Genomic DNA, 17,556 nt, shown 5'->3' on the forward strand with positions numbered 1-17,556 from the left:
ATGAAAGAACTTAAGATCAGTATATCTGATGAATTGTATGAGGAACTATCTAATGTTCCTGATAAGGATTCCTTTTTGATAGAACTTCTTGAGAACAAGCTGAAAGCATCCGCTAAGGGCAATGCAGGCTCTGTGGAAGGTGCTGATGAGCCTTGCTTTGAAGAACCAAAGGACATTGCTGAAATTACAGGGGATGTTCCTGATGGTGACACTGAAAATGATAATCTGGCTGCAGAAGTTGCAGACTCTGGGGATATATGTGAAGAAATTCCTGATCCGGGGGATACTTCTGAATATATTCCTGAGGATGCATGCTTTGAACTTGAAGATGTTCTTGAAGAGAAATACATAATCGCTGACGATACGGAAGATAAGTTCACTTTATGCTGCAATTGCAGTCTTGTGGATCCGGATGATCTTGATGAGTGCAAAGAACCTATTCTCGATGTCGATTTTACTGATCCGGTTGGAGAATGCTCCAAGTCAGTTCCAGAGTTAATGGGTTCTAATGAAAAGGAAAACAGTTCGTCTACTGAAAATATGGCCTGTTTCGAGAGCATCATTGTTGATCTTACCGAGCGTATCTGTGAGCTTGAGAAACAGATTGTTGATATGAGTGCCAATGTTCAATTCCTTAAGGAGAGTTCTATCTTATCTGATAGGGGGGATGGCAAAAGTGAGCATGAGACTCCCTCTCCATCGACTCCCGGTAAAATGATGGCTGAAATACCTAGGGAATCAGTTCCTTATGCTACTCTTTCCTTCCCTGAAATGAAGATCCCTCCGGAATTGCTGCACGATGTTGCAGTTCCGGTAGCAGAGATCGAACAGGATGATGCGATGGAAAATCCAACTGAAAGCAGCTCTCTGGATATTGCGAAAGCTGCGGTTGATAATGAAGGTTCTTTGCCTGATCCATTTTCAACGCCTTCTTTATTCAATGTTGATATGTCACCTCTAACTCCTGCAGAGACTCCTGAGTTGGTTACAGGAGGGCAATTCCCCTCTTTTTTACAGGATGAAAAGATTGCTACTGGTACTATTGGAAATGATGTTCCTGAGAAACTTCCTCTGACCGCTAAACCAGATACACCTGTTCCAGATGTAAATGTTCCACCTGCGGACAAACTTGAAAGCTGTGTCTTTGCTTATCTCCCATCTGGTTCGGAAGTGAAGAAAGATGTGATCAAAAGCCTTCTTTCCAAGAGATATCTGGACGATGAAGTGGAGTCTAAGATAGATCAGCTTCTTTCTGATGGCAAGATCTCCAAAATTGTAAAGGATGACAGGGTGTACCTTATGAAACTTCCTGAAAAGAAATCTGTCTGATCTTGTCTTATAGATTGCATCAGGTTATAGCTCAAAGATCATAACTTATGATCGGAGCATGAGCTTGTCATCTGGGATTAAAAAAATAAGAATTAAAAAAAGGAATAAACCGCTTAAACAGCAGCTTAGTCCCTGATAGCTCCCCGATTTGCGGAGCTAACTGTTTTTCGATATCTTGAAAGGTAGCCTGTAACTTCCTTCTCTACCGGCTTGAAATCTGCTCTTCTCTTTTCCAGTTCTTCGTCTGAAACGTTGAGTTCAAGCTTCCTTGCAGGCATGTCTATCTCAATTATGTCGCCTTCCTGTATCAGACCGATAGGTCCGCCTTCATAGGCTTCCGGTGAGATGTGACCGATACATGGTCCTCTTGTACCGCCTGAGAATCTTCCGTCGGTGATAAGTGCTACTGAATCGATAAGTCCCATTCCTGCAATAGCTGATGTTGGTGAGAGCATTTCACGCATGCCAGGACCTCCTTTTGGTCCTTCGTACCTGATGACGACAACATCCCCTGACTTGATCCCGCCTTTCATGATCGTAGACATTGCATCTTCTTCACTATCGAATACCCTTGCAGGACCGGTGTGTCTGAGCATCTTCTCATCTACGGCTGCCTGTTTGACAACTGCTCCGTCAGGAGCAAGGTTTCCTTTCAGGACTGCAATTCCGCCCTCTTCGTGGAGTGGAGCTTCAAGTGTTGTTATGATGCGGGCGTTCAGCTTCGGGTTATAGATCATGAACTCATCTACATTTTCACCAACGGTCTTTCCGGTGATGGTCTTCTCATCAAGGTTCAGCTTTGTTTTCAGCCTCTTCATGATCGCATGAACTCCGCCTGCTCTCTCAAAGTCGAGCATGAAGTTCTCTCCGCCCGGTCTGAGTCCGATCAGGTGTGGGGTTGTCTTGCTGAGCTCATCGAACTTCTCAAGTGGGAGTTCAATTCCGAACTCGTGTGCGATTGCAGGCAGGTGAAGTGTGGTGTTCGTACTTCCTCCTACTGCAAGGTCTACCATGATTGCGTTCTCAAATGATCTCTCGGTAACGATCTGGCGGGCTGTAACTCCTTTCTTTACAAGCTCAACGACCCTTTCACCGGTATCTTTTGCCATACGCATCTTCTTTGCATCAACTGCATGGGCGGTTGCACAACCAGGCAGGCTGAGTCCCAGTGCCTCTGTCATGCATGCCATTGTGTTGGCTGTGAACATTCCTGCACAGGAGCCTGCACCGCAGCAACACATGTCTTCAAGCTGTTTCAGTTTCTCGGATGAGACCGTTCCGCTCTGGCAGGACCCTACACCTTCGAAGACGGAAACAAGGTCGGTATATTTGTCATCAACATATCCAGGCAGCATTGGTCCGCCTGTGACGACCATTGTCGGGATGTCAAGTCTTCCTGCAGCCATGAGGTGGCCAGGTGTGATCTTGTCACATGATGTTACCATGACCATACCATCCATCTGCTGACCCTGTATCATGATCTCAATGGTGTCTTCAATGGCTTCCCTGCTTGGAAGGGAATATTTCATTCCTTCATGTCCCATCGCGATACCATCACAGATACCTATGGTATGGAATTCGAAAGGAACACCGCCTGCATTGCGAATGCCGGCCTTTACCGCTTCTGCAACCTTGTCAAGATGGATGTGTCCCGGAATGAACTCTGTCCATGAATTCACAACAGCTATGAACGGCTTCTTCATTTCTGAATCGGTCACTCCTATCGCTTTCAAAAGCGAACGGTTTGGCGCACGTGCATCTCCTTTCTTTGTATTGTCACTTCTCATATGATAACCTCAGTAAAACTCCATGACGCACTATTCTACACGATTAAAGTATAAGTACACTATGTTAAAGTGCTTTCAAAAGGTTCATTTATAAGGTATCTGCTTTGGAAGCTTTAATTTGGCTATATTTGTTGATCAGGGAGAAAAATGTAAACCAAATTGTTAATAAGTGTGTTCGATGAACTCACAAAATGTTTACCATCGAAATATTAAAATCATTCATCTCGCTGAAAAATCATTTCATGTGCCTGGACATGAATTCATCAAGTTCATCTGTATCCATTATAGGAAAGCTGTCGATATAGCGGATATGTGTCCAAGGCGTAGTGGCAGTTGCATAAGTTTTCAGTGTTTTCTATCTCATGTGCCAAAAGGTATCTGGAGCCCGACAGGTCATGCCAGGCTCCTAATAGCTTAATACTTCTGGATATTTCCAGTTTGAAAAATAGTTTCCCACTTCTTCATTGTGCTAATGCGCTTAAAAAATAAAAAAGTTGTCTACTAAAGCAGTTGCAATCGAGCTAATATTAATTAATAAGATGTGCTTTCTGGATCAATTGGTATACTAAATCCGAATGTACTTCCTTTTCCAGGTTCACTTTCAACCCAAACCTCGCCGGCATGCATCTCTACAAAATATTTCACAAGGGCAAGACCAAGGCCTGTGCCAGTATATTCTCTTGATGTTGATGAATCCACCTGACTAAAAGAATCGAAAAGTTTCTCCTGCTCATTTGGTGAGATTCCTATTCCATTGTCTTCTACAAAAACAGAGACCTGCTCATTAGATGTGTTTACTCCTATTGTCACAGATCCTCCCTTGTCGGTAAATTTTATAGCATTGCTTAGCAGGTTATAGAGAATCTGCCTGAATTTTGCTGAGTCCGCCACGATTAGGGGATTTCCGATATTTAAATTACATTTGAGTTTGATCTCCTTCTTTGTTGCAAGAGATGTCATTGTCATTTTTATTTCATTGATTGCATCGCGAATATCAAACTTTTCAGGGATTAGCTCCATCTTACCAGCTTCGATCTTTGAAAGATCAAGAATATCATTAATTATTCCTAAAAGATGCTTTCCACTTGCATTAATATTAGCTAGATAAATTTTTTGTGTATCATTCAGGTTGTTAAAGTTGTCATTACTAAGTATATCCGAGAATCCGATGATCGAATTCAAAGGAGTTCTCAGTTCGTGGCTCATATTTGCGATGAATTCGGTCTTAGCCTGGTTGGTAGCTTCCGCAGCAAGTTTGGAATTGAGCATTGCTTCTTCTGCCTTCTTGCGTTCGGTGATGTCTTCAACCGTTGCCTGCCAGCATTGCTGACCTTTGATCTCTACGGGAATCAGATTTAGAAGAGTATCGTAAGGGCTCCCATCCTTACGCTTCATCTGCACTTCATGATTATGGAGGATACCTTGCTTTTGAGCAATTGCTAAGGCATTGTTGCGTTCATTGATGTCGTAGTATAGTTCCGCCACAGACCTTATATTTTGTATATCTTTTTGAGTGTAGCCGCCTGGGCTGAGCATGGCATCGTTAAAAGCAATAATGTTTCCAGCCAAATCCGTAAGTCCAACACCTATCGGAATAGCCTTGAACAATGTACGGTATTGTTCCTCACTCTCTCTCAACAGTGTCTCTACTTTCTTGCTTTCGGTGATATCCTGCACTGTGCCAACCATCCGAATAGCTTGGCCAGTTTCGTTAAAAATGACTTCACCCTGTGAATGAACGATAGTAACTGAGCCATCGGACAAAAGAATACGGTAGTCAATACTATACGGTTTATTTTCATATATTGCCTTATTTACATTATCCTGAACAAACATTCTATCATCAGGATGGACGCAATTTAGAAGCGCATTATATGCACTTTTGGATTCCACGCGAGTCAGACCAAAAATACGATAGATTTCATCAGATGCGTAAACTTCGTTGTTGACTATATCCCAATCCCAATTGCCAATTTTGGCAATACGCTGGGCATTGGACAAACTTGCTTCGCTCTTGCGTAAGGATTCTTCCATCTGCTTACGTTCGGTTATATTTCTGGCAACAGCCAGAATGGCAGGATTTCCTTTGTATTCGATTGGACGAATATTAAGCTCAAATGGTGCCAAAGAACCGTCTTTACGTTTGCCAATAGTTTCGACAAATCCGCCTCCCTGATTCATTTTTTCAACAATTAGTTCGCCTGCCATTTCTCTAAATTCCGGGGGCGTAATATCCATTGCCGTCATTTGTAGCAATTCATCCCTTTGATATCCCAATTCATCACAAGTGATCTGGTTCACTTCCAAAAAATGTCCTTCAAGGCTACAGATGAGAATTCCATCGTTTACTGAATTAAATATAGTTTCAAAATGTTTTTCCAATTCTCTCCCTCCAGCGCAGAAGACTAAAATAATCCAACGAAATATCTATTTAAACACATATATAAATTTCCAAAAATAACAATGAAACTTTTCTTCATCGCATGATGTTAAATTTAATAATTCAATGTACTATTTTCTTCCTGTTGTATTGCTTCCAATCTTCATATAATACGATTCTTTCAAAAGGTTCATTTATAAGGTATCCTTCCATTCTAATTCTCATGAGAACAGTGATCATAGACGGTTATGTTGACGAACCTGCGTGTTTCGGGGTTCCGCCATACATCTCTCCATACATACGTTACATTGCTGGTGCCCTGCGTGAAAGGGGCATAGCAGAGGATGATATCCATTATTTTACCATCGATAGCCTGAGGACAGCAACCTCGGAAGATGTACTTGCTCTTAAAAATGCTGATCTTGTGGTCATATTATCAGGCATCACGGTGCCGGGAAAATACCTCCGATCATCTCCTATCACTCCCGGTGAGATCGAGAATATCTGCAGTCTTTCGCCAGGGCTGAAAGTTATCGGTGGTCCCATACGTCTTGGTTTCAGCAAAGAAGGTGGTACAGGTGCCAAAGAACTGGGTATCGAAGCAGAAGATGTTGTCATTGCAAAGAAGGACATCGAAGCTTTTGTTTACGATCTCTTCGAGGACGGTTCTCTGCTTGATCCTGAGGATATTGTTCACAGGCTGAGGACAGTGGGAGAGATCGGTATGTGGTCCCTTCTTGGTGCTTTTATCATCGAAAGACATCCTGATTATCCCTATGTCATGTGCGAGCTTGAGACTTATCGTGGTTGTGGTCGTAAGATCCACTGCTCTTTCTGTACTGAAAGGCTCTACGGTCCTTCGGACTACCGCCTGGTATCCGATGTGATCGATGAGGTCTCTTCCCTTTATGCGGCTGGTGCCAGGAATTTCCGTATTGGTAGGCAGCCTGACCTGTTCAGTTTCCATGCAAAGGATATCGGTGCGGACATCCTGCAACCGGATCCCTCGGTTCTGGAATCTCTTTACAGTGGCATTCGCAAAGTGGCACCTGATCTTCATGTCCTTCATATGGACAATGCAAATCCGGCAACTATCGCTGCATACCCTGGGCAGAGCCGTGAGATACTGAAGACGATTGTCCGTCATCATACATCAGGAGATATTGCTGCTCTTGGAATGGAAAGCGCTGATCCCAATGTGGTGCGTGCAAATGACCTTAAAGCAATGCCGGAAGATGTACTGGATGTCATCAAAATGGTCAATGAAATTGGTGCTCTAAGGGGTAGCAGTGGTCTCCCGGAACTTTTACCGGGGTTGAACTTTGTACATGGCCTTCCAGGTGAGACAAAGAAGACATTTGAGATGAACTATGATTTCCTCAAGAATGTACTGGATTCAGGTCTTCTTGTAAGGAGGATCAATATCCGTCAGGTAATGGCATTTCCCGATACCCGGGTCTATGGCAACGATGAGCTTGTGGGCAAGCACAAGAAGTTGTTCCTGAAATACAAGGAAAAGATACGAAAAGAGATAGATCTGCCAATGCTTCGGAAGGTAGTTCCTAAAGGTACTGTACTTCGGGATGTGATGTGCGAAGTGCACAATGAGGGTTCAAAGACTGATCTTACATTTGGCAGGCAGTTCGGTTCCTATCCTTTACTTGTCGGTATGCCGCTTCCTCTTCCTCTTGGTAAATTCACTGACGTGGTGATCGTGGGACATGGCCAGCGTTCTGTAAAAGCCATTCCTTATCCGCTTGAAATAAATTCTGCACCCTTGTCTGTTATCAGGGAAATTCCCGGTATAAGTGATCTTGAAGCTTCGAGCATCTACCGTGGTGTGCCTTATGTAAATGAGAATGAAGTGCTGGAGAAGGTGCCGGATGTGGAGAAATTAATGAAATATATAGCAGTATGATCCTGCTATTTCTCCTGTCTTAATTTTTCTTATTTCTTAATTGAATTGTTCAGGAAATCTGCATCTTTGAGGACCTTCAGGCTCACAAAGCTTCCTGCGACTATATTGGTATAATATGTGAGTGCTCTCCAGGTCAGCACGGTTATTCCTATCAAAGCAGGGGATACAAGAAGTACTGAGAACAGCGAACTTGCACCTAACTCTGCCACACCGCTTGCACCGGGAGTTGCAGGTATTATCATTATTATTGTCAGCAGGATCTGTGCCGTAAAGGCAAGTACAATGTGTGGTGGCTGGTTAAGTCCTACAAGTATGACGGGCAGGATGGAGTATAGGGCACAGCGATATATGATGGTGCACACTGTTCCATATAATAGGCCTCTTCTTCCTTTTTTCAGAAGGTATCGAAGTCCATAGTGGAAATCATCGAGTTCACGATCTACTTTCTTCAACAGGATTGTGATCGCTTCATCGGTTTTCTTTCCATGAAAACGGGTAGTTCTGTTCACCAGAAAATGGACCATACTCTTTGTTCTGTCAGGTTTCCATATTCCATATATCAGTGTTCCCAGGGCTGAGAGCAGTATTGCTTCTCCTGTGATGAGCAGGATGTCAAAATTCTCTCCGGCTATCATACCTCTGAAGATGTAGAGTGCAATAGGTGCTGTCAGGAGTATCAAAAAGGCATCAGTAAGTCTCTCACCAATGACAACTGCTGTAGCCTGTCCTATGGGTATCTCGTTCTTTGAAAGAAGATGGACCCTTAGAGCCTCCCCTCCTGCAGAAGATGGTGTGACTGCAGCTACGAGGAGGCTGGATATAGCGATCTCCGTTGTCTTTAATGAGCTGATATTATGGCCCATGGATTGGCACATGAACTTTGTGCGAAGTCCCCATATAATATATGAAAACACCTGAAGTGCGATGGCAGCTAAGATCGCTTCTTTTTTAATGTTAAGGATCGAATCGATGGTGGTCGTGTCCACTGTGAAGAACAGCAGAATTACAATTGATGTAAAGCTTAACAGCAATGAGATTACGAGCCACTTAAAGAATCGATTCATGTTTCAGGTGTTCTACTTTTCAGTCCAGGTCAGGGTTGATTATGGTCTCCTTTATCCTTGAGCCTGATTTTATCTTGATCTCCGGCCATATCTTTACATCGGAATGGATGGTTGCATCATCTTTGATGTTTACACGGGGGCCAATAACCGTTCCGTTCTCCATGCTGCAGTTCTTTCCGATTACCGTATTGTTGTCGATAATTGATCCGGATGCATTGGAGTTGTTTCCGATAGTGACATCGTTGAATATGTATGACGATAATATCCTGCAGTTATCTTTGATGACACAGTTGGAACCAATGGCTGTGTATGGTCCTATCAGGACGTTGTCTCCGATAGTTGTGTTTTCCCCGATGACAATTGGTCCTACAAGTGCGGAGTTTGAACCTACGACCACGTTGTTCCCTATCTTGAGGGGTCCGACGATACGTGCATTCTTTGTCTTGAAGTTACCTTCGATGGAGGTTCCAGGGAGGGAGTCGAGCATCCATCTCTGTGCCTGTCTGTATGCGTTCGCACTTCCCACATCCGTCCAGTGGCCACGTACAAGCATGCCATTGATCGGCTTGTCCTTTTCCATCAATGCTGGGAAAAGATCCTTTGCAAAATCATATTGCTTTCCTTCAGGTATCCAGTCGAATATCTCTGGACTGCACATATATATGCCTGTGCTTGCGAGATTGCTGAAAATTTCTCCAGGGCCTGGCTTTTCAAAAAAGCGGTGTATCCTGTTGTTGACATCCATGTCAGCGATACCGAACTCCCTTGGATCGTCAATGGACATCAGTCCGATAGTAACTACAGCATCGTTGATCTCATGGAAACGGTACATATTGCGAAGGTTAAGGTCCATGACATGGTCTCCGCCTACAATAATGAATGGCTCGTCCTTAAGGTACTTTTCTGCGTTCTTCACACCGCCGGCAGTACCGAGTTTTTTCTCTTCATAGACGTAGTCGATATGTACTCCATACATACGTCCGTCCCCAAGGCTCTCTTCGATCTTTTCTGCCATATATCCGATCGTAATGACGATCTCAGTGAAACCCTCTTTTGCGAGGTGCTCTATCAGATGAACAACTGATGGCTTGTTCAGGATAGGTATGCTTGGCTTTGGTCTTTCAAAAGTTAAAGGGCGAAGTCGTGTGCCTTCCCCTCCGCACATGATACACGCTTTCATACCTCAGAAGATGACCTTTTCACTTATATTGTTACCGTTATAAAATTTTCAAGATCAGTTTCAGAAGATTTTGACATCGTTTGCCTTCTGGACAATGATCTCAAGCTCCCCTTCATATTCATCCAGTATGCCGGTAACACGTACCTGGTCATTGGTGGATATCTTTTCATTGATCTCTTCAGCTCCACGGTTGTTTGGTACAAAGATCGCTATGGGTTGTGTGTTGTGATCGACTTCCAGAATAAGGTGGTCTCCGGTGTATGTGATCCGCTTGCTCAGGACCGTTCCTTCCACAAAGACCTTCTCTCCAAGTTCGGATGAATCTGTTAGTGGCTGGATGTCTCCTGTCAGCTCCCCGGGAAGGTATGTAAAATAAGCTACTGCAAGTGACAGGATGGTCATCACCAGCAGGACTACTACGATCTTTTCTTCCTTTTCCATCCTTGATCAAATGTTATTTTGTTTTATTCTTGTCCGATAGATACCAGTGTTATCTTGAAGACAAGTGTCTTTCCTGCAAGGTGGTGATTGTAGTCAATGAATGCATGTGTGTCGTTCATTTTAGCTACAGTTACCTGTCCGTGCTGGGTGTAAAGTGGCATTCCTACCTCAGGCTCGATCCCCATCTCTTTGAGATGATTGATCTCTATTGGCTGGACAAGTTCCTCGTCGTACTCTCCATATGCATCTACTGCCGGCATCGTTACTGTACGTTCCTCTCCGATCTCCATTCCGATTACACCATTGTCAAAGCCCTTGATCATCTGGCCAGCACCCACAGTGAATCCAAGCGGACTGTATTCCCTTGCAGGGTTGTATTGTCCGGCTTCCTTTGCGACCTCTTCCAGTGATGTGTCAAAAATTGTTCCATCTTCAAGCTGGCCAATATAATTGACAGTGATAGTATCTCCTTCTTTTACCATAGTATCTTCCTGATTCCCTGAATTGCTTGCATTAAAGTTGTCTTCTTCGTTTACGGTTGCATTTTCTTGCTCCATGGGATCAGTTACATTGGAGCGGCTTTCTTCCACAATTGTATCATTTTGAACTCCGGGATTATTTGCATTAGTGTAGTCTGCTTCGTTACCTATTGTATCTTCTTTGTCCACGGAATTGCTTGTACAACCGCTAATGAGGACTATGCCTGCAAGTATAACAAGTAATATTGCTTTTTTCATTGGAATCAACATTTCTAAACATATAATATGTGATAAGCATTTTGATATTCTATATTTGAGTTTCTATATGTTTTATTCTTATTTTCTGTGATTCTACTTATAATAAACACTCAATTTGTAGCACAAAAATTCAATTAAGTATGACTTATTGGTTTTTTTGTATATTTGCCAAATTATGTACTCTTAAGTTTTCAAATATATTATTGTACACTTAATTTATATGGTAATTGTATGTTTATTTTCTTTTTTAGGGCGTTTGTGCCTTAATTCTATGAGTTTTTAGTTTCACTTTTTCGAAATGTGATTCTCTACTTCGTTTCTAAATAAGGTTACATATATTTGTTATAAATCCTACATAACTATTGTTATGCATCATATATATAATTCAAAAACTAATCTTTATATATTATCATACTATTATTTGTGGCACTCAATTATACTTGTGTAATTTAGTATAACATCATATTTGACTTAGTATAGTGTAATAATTATCAATTTGGATGGTAGGCATGTTGCTATTAACATACATTTTATGCAAAAGTTTAAAATTTTCAAGAGGTGACTGTGAATGAACATGGTGCTTCTCACTGTTGTGGGAATCCTGATGGCCATTCTTCTGTTTGGTGTTAAGACCGGGATTGGCTGTGGTTTTTCCAATCGCAGCACAAAAGAGATCCTTGCGATCGGTGGCAGCTATTTCATTTTGTCATTGATAATAGGCAGTCTTATTGGATATGTAGATCAGTCAAACCTTGACCTGATCGCAAGCATGGGAATGTCCCTTCACGTTCTGGTTGCGTTGCTCCTCATCGGGGCAGGTATCTACACCCAGAAACAGTGGAACTGTGGTTGTGATGTTTCCCATCGCACATTCCTTGTGATTTCCCTGCCATGTCCGGTCTGCCTGACAGCGCTCTTCATCTCCTGTATGCTTCTGGCAACATCTCTTGAGATGAGTGGGCTCTGGATCGGGTTGCTTGTGGGCGTTGTTTTCTTCGTCTCTGTGGTTGCATCTTCTCTTCTTTGCAAGAAGTTGAACAAGACCCCGGAGACACTTGGTAACGTCATGATGATCCTTGGTATCTACTATCTCATGGGAGCCATCCTTGTACCTACTTACATTAAAACAAAACAGATGAACATCCCTCCGTATTCCGCACCGCCTTTGGAGATTCTTCCATTCGTGGTCTTTGCAATATTCATTGCCGGGGGATTTGTTCTTGATAAAATTAGGAGTAACTAAATATGGCTATTGATTCTTCTTTGTTCCAGATAATGTATACTGCTTCAGCTGCCATGCTGTATCCGGTGGTCATACTTTTGATCCTGGCAGTTACGGTATCGCTTGGTCTGATCGGTGAGTTCATCTCGGAATATGCAAAACGTCATCGAAATGTCAAGCAACTTGAGCAGATAGGCAGAAACGTCAAGGAGAATGTAAACAAATCCTCCTACGATGAAGCCGCATCACATCTTCTTAAGCTTGAACAGAACCAGCTTGTCACATCGTTTGCAAACGATGCAGCAGATCATCTGAAAAAGAACACTCTTTCTTCTATAGGATGGCTGTCCGAAGAGTATGAAGTCAGAATGACAAAACGCCTGGAGCAAACAAAGATACTGTCTACAGTAGCCCCTATGCTCGGACTGATGGGAACTTTAATTCCACTGGGTCCCGCACTCATTGGTCTTGCACAGGGTGACATTCTCCAGCTTGCTAACAACCTGATGATCGCTTTTGCTACAACAGTGCTTGGTCTTTTTGCAGGTATCGTGGGGTACGTACTTACATTGATCAGGAAGAGGTGGTACTGGCAGGATATGGCAGACATTGATTATCTTGTTGATTCTTTGGAGACCGAACAATGAGAAGGAAAAGGTATCATCGACCGGGCATCCTCTATGAAGAAGAAGATCAGAACCCTCTTACTGGAGTGGCTAACCTCTTCGATGTTGCCATGGTTTTCTCAGTAGCTCTATTGATAGCTCTTGTGATGTCTTTCCAGCTCCCTGAGCTTCTCAGTCCTACTGAAGATATCACTATCGTAAAGAATCCTGGTCAGGAGAATATGAAGATCATAGTCAAGGAAGGGCAGGATATAGAAGTGCTGAACATGACCGAACAGATCGGTGGAGGTACTGGTGAAGCACTGGGTACTGCTTACAAACTGGCGGATGGTCGTGTTATCTACGTTCCTGATTCTGGGAATGAGACGAGCACCTGATTCTTTCGAGTGTGTGGAAATTATTAGTGAAAATAGAATGAATTTAGAATAAAGTGTGTGGATAATGAAAGTTTAGACATCCCGGTACAGCCTGCAAGCAAAGTGCCGGGATGTCTTGCACATTATCGGGTGGATAATATGCGAAACATGAAACATCAGTTACTACTATTAAGTGTTTTGATTTTATTGGCGTTTTCGCCAGTGGTATCGGCAGGAGAACAGGTAAACATTACTTTGATCACTTATAGTGATGGAGCAGTAATAGATTATGCTAAGGAAGCAACCCCTTACAATGAAAGCATAAATGTTACCTATCACTCCACGAAGTACAATCTTTCTGAGATCGACCTTAGCAATCAGGATGTCATTTTTACATATATGCTGTGGCATCCTAAGTATGACGAGTTCGCAGATGAGATGGAAAAAGCAAAGGCTAACGGAACTGTGCTCATTAATATTGCAAGTTATATCAATTCTTCAATATTGGATTCGATGTATGACTACGATTTCTCGGGTGGCCAACCATATGAGAGTTTTGATGAACAATACTTCTTCAACATGGGTATGCAGGAAGAGTTCCTGAAAGAGAATGCTGAGAATTTCCTTGTGTATCTGGCCAAGAACTATAGCAGCAAGACAACTTTGACAAGCAGCTGGACCTATGCTGAACCTATATTGCTTCCGCAGGGTATCTATCATCCTGACACAGATGCATATTGGTTCGATACTCCTGAAGACTATTTCGAATGGTACCAGAACGATTCCAATGGTGAACATTTCATATATGATCCTACAAAGCCAACTGTGGGAATATGGTTCCATAAGTCCGATTACAAGGATGGGAATACAGAGGTAGTAGATGCTCTGATACGTGATCTGGAAAGCAAGGATTGCAATGTCATTGCCGGGTTTGATACTTTCCATGATATTTCCGGTTTCTACTGTGATGGAAATGGCACACCTTTAGTCCAATGTATGATTTCTCTTAAGAGCTTCGGACTCGATGTTGGTGAAGAAGAGGGTTATGGGCATGATGAATTGACAAACCTCAATGTTCCTGTGTTAAAAGGAATGGTGGCTGATCCTTCTTCTGGTGATCCTGCTGATGCAAACAGGGGTATTTCCAATCAGGAAGCAACACGTAAGACCGTTCTTCCGAACATCGACGGTATGTTCGAGTACATCGTACTTGGTCACCAGGAAAAGATCTCCTGGGGAGTATATGAATACGTACCAAATGCTGCCCAGATCGACTGGATGGCAAACCGTTCGATCGAATGGGCTGAGCTCAAAAGGAGTGATGACGGGGACAAAAAGGTTGCTGTGATCTATTACAACTACCCTCCTGGTAAGGACAGCATTGGAGCCAGCTATCTGGACAGCATGGCCAGTATTATGAATCTCCTTGACAAAATGAATGAAAGTGGTTACTACCTTACCGATACTCCGGAAAACACTACTGATCTGCTTGATAAAGTTAAAAAACAAGGTATAAATGTTGGTTCCTGGGCACCGGGTGTTCTCGATGAGATGGTCGAGAACCGCACAGAATGGGGTGTTCAGCTCATTCCTGTTGAGACCTATCATCAGTGGTTCGAGCAGGAGATACCGGAAAACCTGCGTACTCAGGTAATTAATGAATGGGGGGAGCCCTGGTCCGAAGATTTCACTGAAGATAAAATGTTTATGATCTGGGAGAATGAGTCCGGCAGGTACATTGTTATTCCTACTGTACAGTGTGGTAATGTCTGGCTGATGCCTCAGCCTGCTCGTGGAATGACGCAGAATGACAATGTGCTGTATCACAGTTCATTGGTGCCTCCGCCACACCAGTACATAGCTTTCTACCTCTGGCTGAATGACGATTGGGATGCTGATGCAGTTATACATCTGGGTACCCATGGAACCCATGAATGGCTTCCTGGACTTGCTTATGGTATGAACAGAACTGCAGATTGGGCACCTTTATTGCTTCAGGACATGCCTAACATTTACCCATATATTGTGGCAAATGTTGGTGAAGGACTGACTGCGGAATACAGGGGAAATGCGCTGATCATCGACCACCTTACGCCAACTCTTGAGCGCGGTGGTCTGCACGCAGAGATGGCAGACCTCTCAAGCAACATACAGACATATTACGATCCCGGAATGGCCGATGAAGTAAGGGTCGGTTACAGGCTGACCATCATTAACCAGATGGTAGATCTCAACCTGCACGAGGACCTGAATGTTGATGAGGCTACATTGGAACTGTATCGTACCAATGACACTCAGTTCCAGCTATTTTTGAAGAATGTACTCCATGAGTATCTGGAAGAGATCTCTGAGGAGAACATACCTTACGGATTCCATGTTCTTGGTGAAGTTCCACCTATGAACGCTTCAGGTCCGGAAGGTGACCAGATGTCAGCAATGGTGAGGGCAATGCTGGGAAGTTCATTCCAGAATAACGTTGCAGGCGCCTTCTATTACAATGAGGCAGAGTATCCGATGGGTATTCCTCTGAATGATACTAAGATCGATCTGATGGTATGGGAAGTTGTGACCAACGGCAACAGTCCTGCTAATGCTCAGGATCTTGTATATGGTCTTAATAATTCCTCGATCACATCTGATCTTGAAAGGGGAATTCTTTACAAGGATAACCTGATCGCTTCCGCCGATGAGCTGGATCGTGTAATATCTGCACTTGACGCTGGTTTCGTTCCGGCAGGCCCGGGCAGGGACCCTATCCAGAATCCGGATTCCATCCCAACCGGACGTAATTTCTATGGTGTGGATTCCAGATTATATCCTTCGGAAGTGACCTGGGAATTGGGTTCATTGCTTGCCCAGAGCATGCTTGAGGATTACTACGAAAAACACGGTACATATCCAGAGAAAGTTTCATTTTCAAGATTTGGTGTCGAGTTCATAAGGGATCATGGTACACTTGAAGCAGAAGTTCTCTACCTGCTTGGAGTAAAACCTGTTTGGGATGAGACTTCTAAACAGGTCGTAAGTCTTGAACTTATGAATGAGTCGGAACTTTTGCCAAACTATGATCCATCAATGCCGGGTAGACCACGTATCGATATTGTATACACCACTGCGGGTATGCGTGATGCTTTCCCTGACAAGATCAAGATGATCGATGAGGCGGTAAGGATGGCAAATGAGGCACCTGCAGGCAACTACACAAATTACGTCAACCAGAGTACCCAGAATGTCAAACAGGCTCTGATAGATGCAGGCTATGATGAAGAAACGGCTTCTCAGCTTTCTACCATGCGTTGTTTTGCAGTGCGTGATGGGACCTATGAGATCGGAGTTGCTAATGCAATAGGTGCAAGCGGTACCTGGGACAATGAGGCAACGATAGCTGAACTCTACCTGAACAAAATGGGTTATGGATATGGTACTGATATCTGGGGCTATCAGAGTTCGGATCTCCTTACTGAGAACCTGAGAAATGTGGGTGCTTCCGTACATTCAGATTCATCTAACCTGTATGATACTCTGGACAATGACGATGTTTTCCAGTATTTCGGTGGACTGAACCTTGCAACAAGGCATGTTTCCGGTGAGACTCCTGAGATGTATATCTCAGACACGAGGAATCCTGCTGAAAGTGGAATGGTCACTATGAAGGAATATCTGGACAAGAACCTCCGTTCAAGATACTACAATCAGGAATGGATCGAAGGAATGCAGGCTTCAGGTTATGCAGGTGGTAAGATGTTCTCAGAGTTCGTGGAGAATCTCTGGGGATGGGAAGTCACAAATCCTGAACTTGTTGATGATAGTGATTGGGAAATGGTCTATGAAAAGTTCATAAATGATCCTGAAATGCAGGAGTGGTTCCAGGAGAACAATCCTGATGCTTATCAGTCAATGACTGGAAGGATGCTCGAGGTCATACGCAAGGATTATATGGATGATCCATCCGATGAGATGTTCCAGAACCTGATGAAGGAGTATGTCGAGTCGGTAGTTGAGAATGGGGTTTCCTGTTGTCATCACACCTGCGGAAATCCGATGCTTAACAGCTATGTGGTTGAAGGCCTGATGTCGGTTCCTGGTGTTGTTAGCGAAGAAACACTGGCTGAGTTCATCAAGAAGATAGAAGAGGCAAATCAGGCAAAATTGGAAATGCCGTCTGAATCTTCTCCGAAGTCTTCTTCCAGCAGCGGTGGGGTTGGCAGTGCACAGATTGTGAATTCCTCGACTACAGGTTCCGGATCAAACCAGACTGCTATCTCCGATGGTGGTTATGGTGACTCATTGGATGATCCGTCGCTTGATTCTTCAACATCAAATGAAGGGTATGTAGAGGGCTATGAGATGACCAAGGAGAATGTCAGGAAAGATGAATCCGGTGGTTCTTCTTTCTCAGGAAGTGACGTCTTCGGAATCGTATTTGTACTTGCTGTTGTTGGTGTGATGTACCTTGGGTTCAGGAGAAGGCGACTCTAAGTTATGAACACCCATCTGGGTGTTCTTCTTTCTTTTT

General features: G+C 43.4%; 12 protein-coding genes. 6 read left to right on the top strand and 6 right to left on the bottom strand.

Going from position 1 to position 17,556, the window contains the following annotated elements:
• Positions 1-1,329, top strand: coding sequence for a hypothetical protein (locus tag J7W08_RS00005; RefSeq protein WP_233084692.1), 1,329 nt, complete (start codon positions 1-3; stop codon positions 1,327-1,329).
• Between the two features lie 125 nt (positions 1,330-1,454).
• On the opposite strand, the gene ilvD is transcribed toward J7W08_RS00005, so the two are convergent.
• A complete protein-coding gene (ilvD, locus tag J7W08_RS00010) occupies positions 1,455-3,116 on the bottom strand; it encodes a dihydroxy-acid dehydratase (RefSeq protein WP_233084693.1) in 1,662 nt (553 codons plus the stop codon).
• Between the two features lie 531 nt (positions 3,117-3,647).
• A complete protein-coding gene (locus J7W08_RS00015) occupies positions 3,648-5,498 on the bottom strand; it encodes a PAS domain-containing sensor histidine kinase (protein ID WP_233084694.1) in 1,851 nt (616 codons plus the stop codon).
• A gap of 221 nt (positions 5,499-5,719) precedes the next feature.
• Between J7W08_RS00015 and J7W08_RS00020 the strand changes: the two genes are divergently transcribed.
• Positions 5,720-7,414 carry a radical SAM protein gene (locus tag J7W08_RS00020; RefSeq protein ID WP_233084695.1) on the top strand — a complete coding sequence of 565 codons (1,695 nt, stop codon included), beginning with the start codon at positions 5,720-5,722 and terminating at the stop codon, positions 7,412-7,414.
• A gap of 29 nt (positions 7,415-7,443) precedes the next feature.
• Here J7W08_RS00020 and J7W08_RS00025 read toward each other — a convergent pair whose 3' ends face one another.
• From J7W08_RS00025 to J7W08_RS00040, 4 genes are read right to left on the bottom strand one after another with little or no spacing between them, the layout of a single operon-like run.
• Positions 7,444-8,478, bottom strand: a complete 1,035-nt coding sequence (locus tag J7W08_RS00025; protein ID WP_233084696.1) for a lysylphosphatidylglycerol synthase transmembrane domain-containing protein — start codon at positions 8,476-8,478, stop codon at positions 7,444-7,446.
• Between the two features lie 19 nt (positions 8,479-8,497).
• Entirely contained in the window at positions 8,498-9,658 is a 1,161-nt protein-coding gene (locus tag J7W08_RS00030; protein ID WP_233084697.1) for a nucleotidyltransferase family protein, read from the bottom strand.
• 60 nt (positions 9,659-9,718) lie between these two features.
• Complete coding sequence (locus J7W08_RS00035; RefSeq protein WP_233084698.1) at positions 9,719-10,099, bottom strand: OB-fold nucleic acid binding domain-containing protein; 381 nt, start codon at positions 10,097-10,099, stop codon at positions 9,719-9,721.
• 23 nt (positions 10,100-10,122) lie between these two features.
• Positions 10,123-10,836, bottom strand: coding sequence for an FKBP-type peptidyl-prolyl cis-trans isomerase (locus J7W08_RS00040; RefSeq protein WP_233084699.1), 714 nt, complete (start codon positions 10,834-10,836; stop codon positions 10,123-10,125).
• A gap of 568 nt (positions 10,837-11,404) precedes the next feature.
• Between J7W08_RS00040 and J7W08_RS00045 the strand changes: the two genes are divergently transcribed.
• The 4 genes from J7W08_RS00045 (at position 11,405) to J7W08_RS00060 (ending at position 17,519) form a co-directional block, all read left to right on the top strand.
• Positions 11,405-12,079 (top strand): DUF2162 domain-containing protein, encoded by a 675-nt coding sequence (locus J7W08_RS00045; protein WP_233084700.1) that lies wholly within the window; start codon positions 11,405-11,407, stop codon positions 12,077-12,079.
• A 2-nt stretch (positions 12,080-12,081) separates the two neighbouring features.
• Positions 12,082-12,705, top strand: coding sequence for a MotA/TolQ/ExbB proton channel family protein (locus J7W08_RS00050; protein WP_233084701.1), 624 nt, complete (start codon positions 12,082-12,084; stop codon positions 12,703-12,705).
• Positions 12,702-13,061, top strand: a complete 360-nt coding sequence (locus tag J7W08_RS00055; protein ID WP_233084702.1) for a DUF2149 domain-containing protein — start codon at positions 12,702-12,704, stop codon at positions 13,059-13,061. Before J7W08_RS00050 ends, J7W08_RS00055 begins: the two co-directional genes overlap by 4 nt.
• 138 nt (positions 13,062-13,199) lie before the next feature.
• A complete protein-coding gene (locus J7W08_RS00060; protein WP_233084703.1) occupies positions 13,200-17,519 on the top strand; it encodes a cobaltochelatase subunit CobN in 4,320 nt (1,439 codons plus the stop codon).
• Positions 17,520-17,556 lie beyond the last annotated feature (37 nt).

The organism is Methanococcoides orientis, assembly GCF_021184045.1.
GTDB classification, from domain to species: Archaea; Halobacteriota; Methanosarcinia; order Methanosarcinales; family Methanosarcinaceae; genus Methanococcoides; species Methanococcoides orientis.

Bases quoted from the DNA above. Each gene is read 5' to 3' on its own strand.
- J7W08_RS00030 (WP_233084697.1), bottom strand. From the start codon at position 9,658: ATGAAAGCGTGTATCATGTGCGGAGGGGAAGGCACACGACTTCGCCCT.
- J7W08_RS00050 (WP_233084701.1), top strand. From the start codon at position 12,082: ATGGCTATTGATTCTTCTTTGTTCCAGATAATGTATACTGCTTCAGCT.
- J7W08_RS00035 (WP_233084698.1), bottom strand. From the start codon at position 10,099: ATGGAAAAGGAAGAAAAGATCGTAGTAGTCCTGCTGGTGATGACCATC.
- J7W08_RS00060 (WP_233084703.1), top strand. From the start codon at position 13,200: ATGCGAAACATGAAACATCAGTTACTACTATTAAGTGTTTTGATTTTA.
- J7W08_RS00020 (WP_233084695.1), top strand. From the start codon at position 5,720: ATGAGAACAGTGATCATAGACGGTTATGTTGACGAACCTGCGTGTTTC.
- J7W08_RS00025 (WP_233084696.1), bottom strand. From the start codon at position 8,478: ATGAATCGATTCTTTAAGTGGCTCGTAATCTCATTGCTGTTAAGCTTT.
- J7W08_RS00005 (WP_233084692.1), top strand. From the start codon at position 1: ATGAAAGAACTTAAGATCAGTATATCTGATGAATTGTATGAGGAACTA.
- J7W08_RS00055 (WP_233084702.1), top strand. From the start codon at position 12,702: ATGAGAAGGAAAAGGTATCATCGACCGGGCATCCTCTATGAAGAAGAA.
- J7W08_RS00045 (WP_233084700.1), top strand. From the start codon at position 11,405: ATGAACATGGTGCTTCTCACTGTTGTGGGAATCCTGATGGCCATTCTT.
- ilvD (WP_233084693.1), bottom strand. From the start codon at position 3,116: ATGAGAAGTGACAATACAAAGAAAGGAGATGCACGTGCGCCAAACCGT.
- J7W08_RS00040 (WP_233084699.1), bottom strand. From the start codon at position 10,836: ATGAAAAAAGCAATATTACTTGTTATACTTGCAGGCATAGTCCTCATT.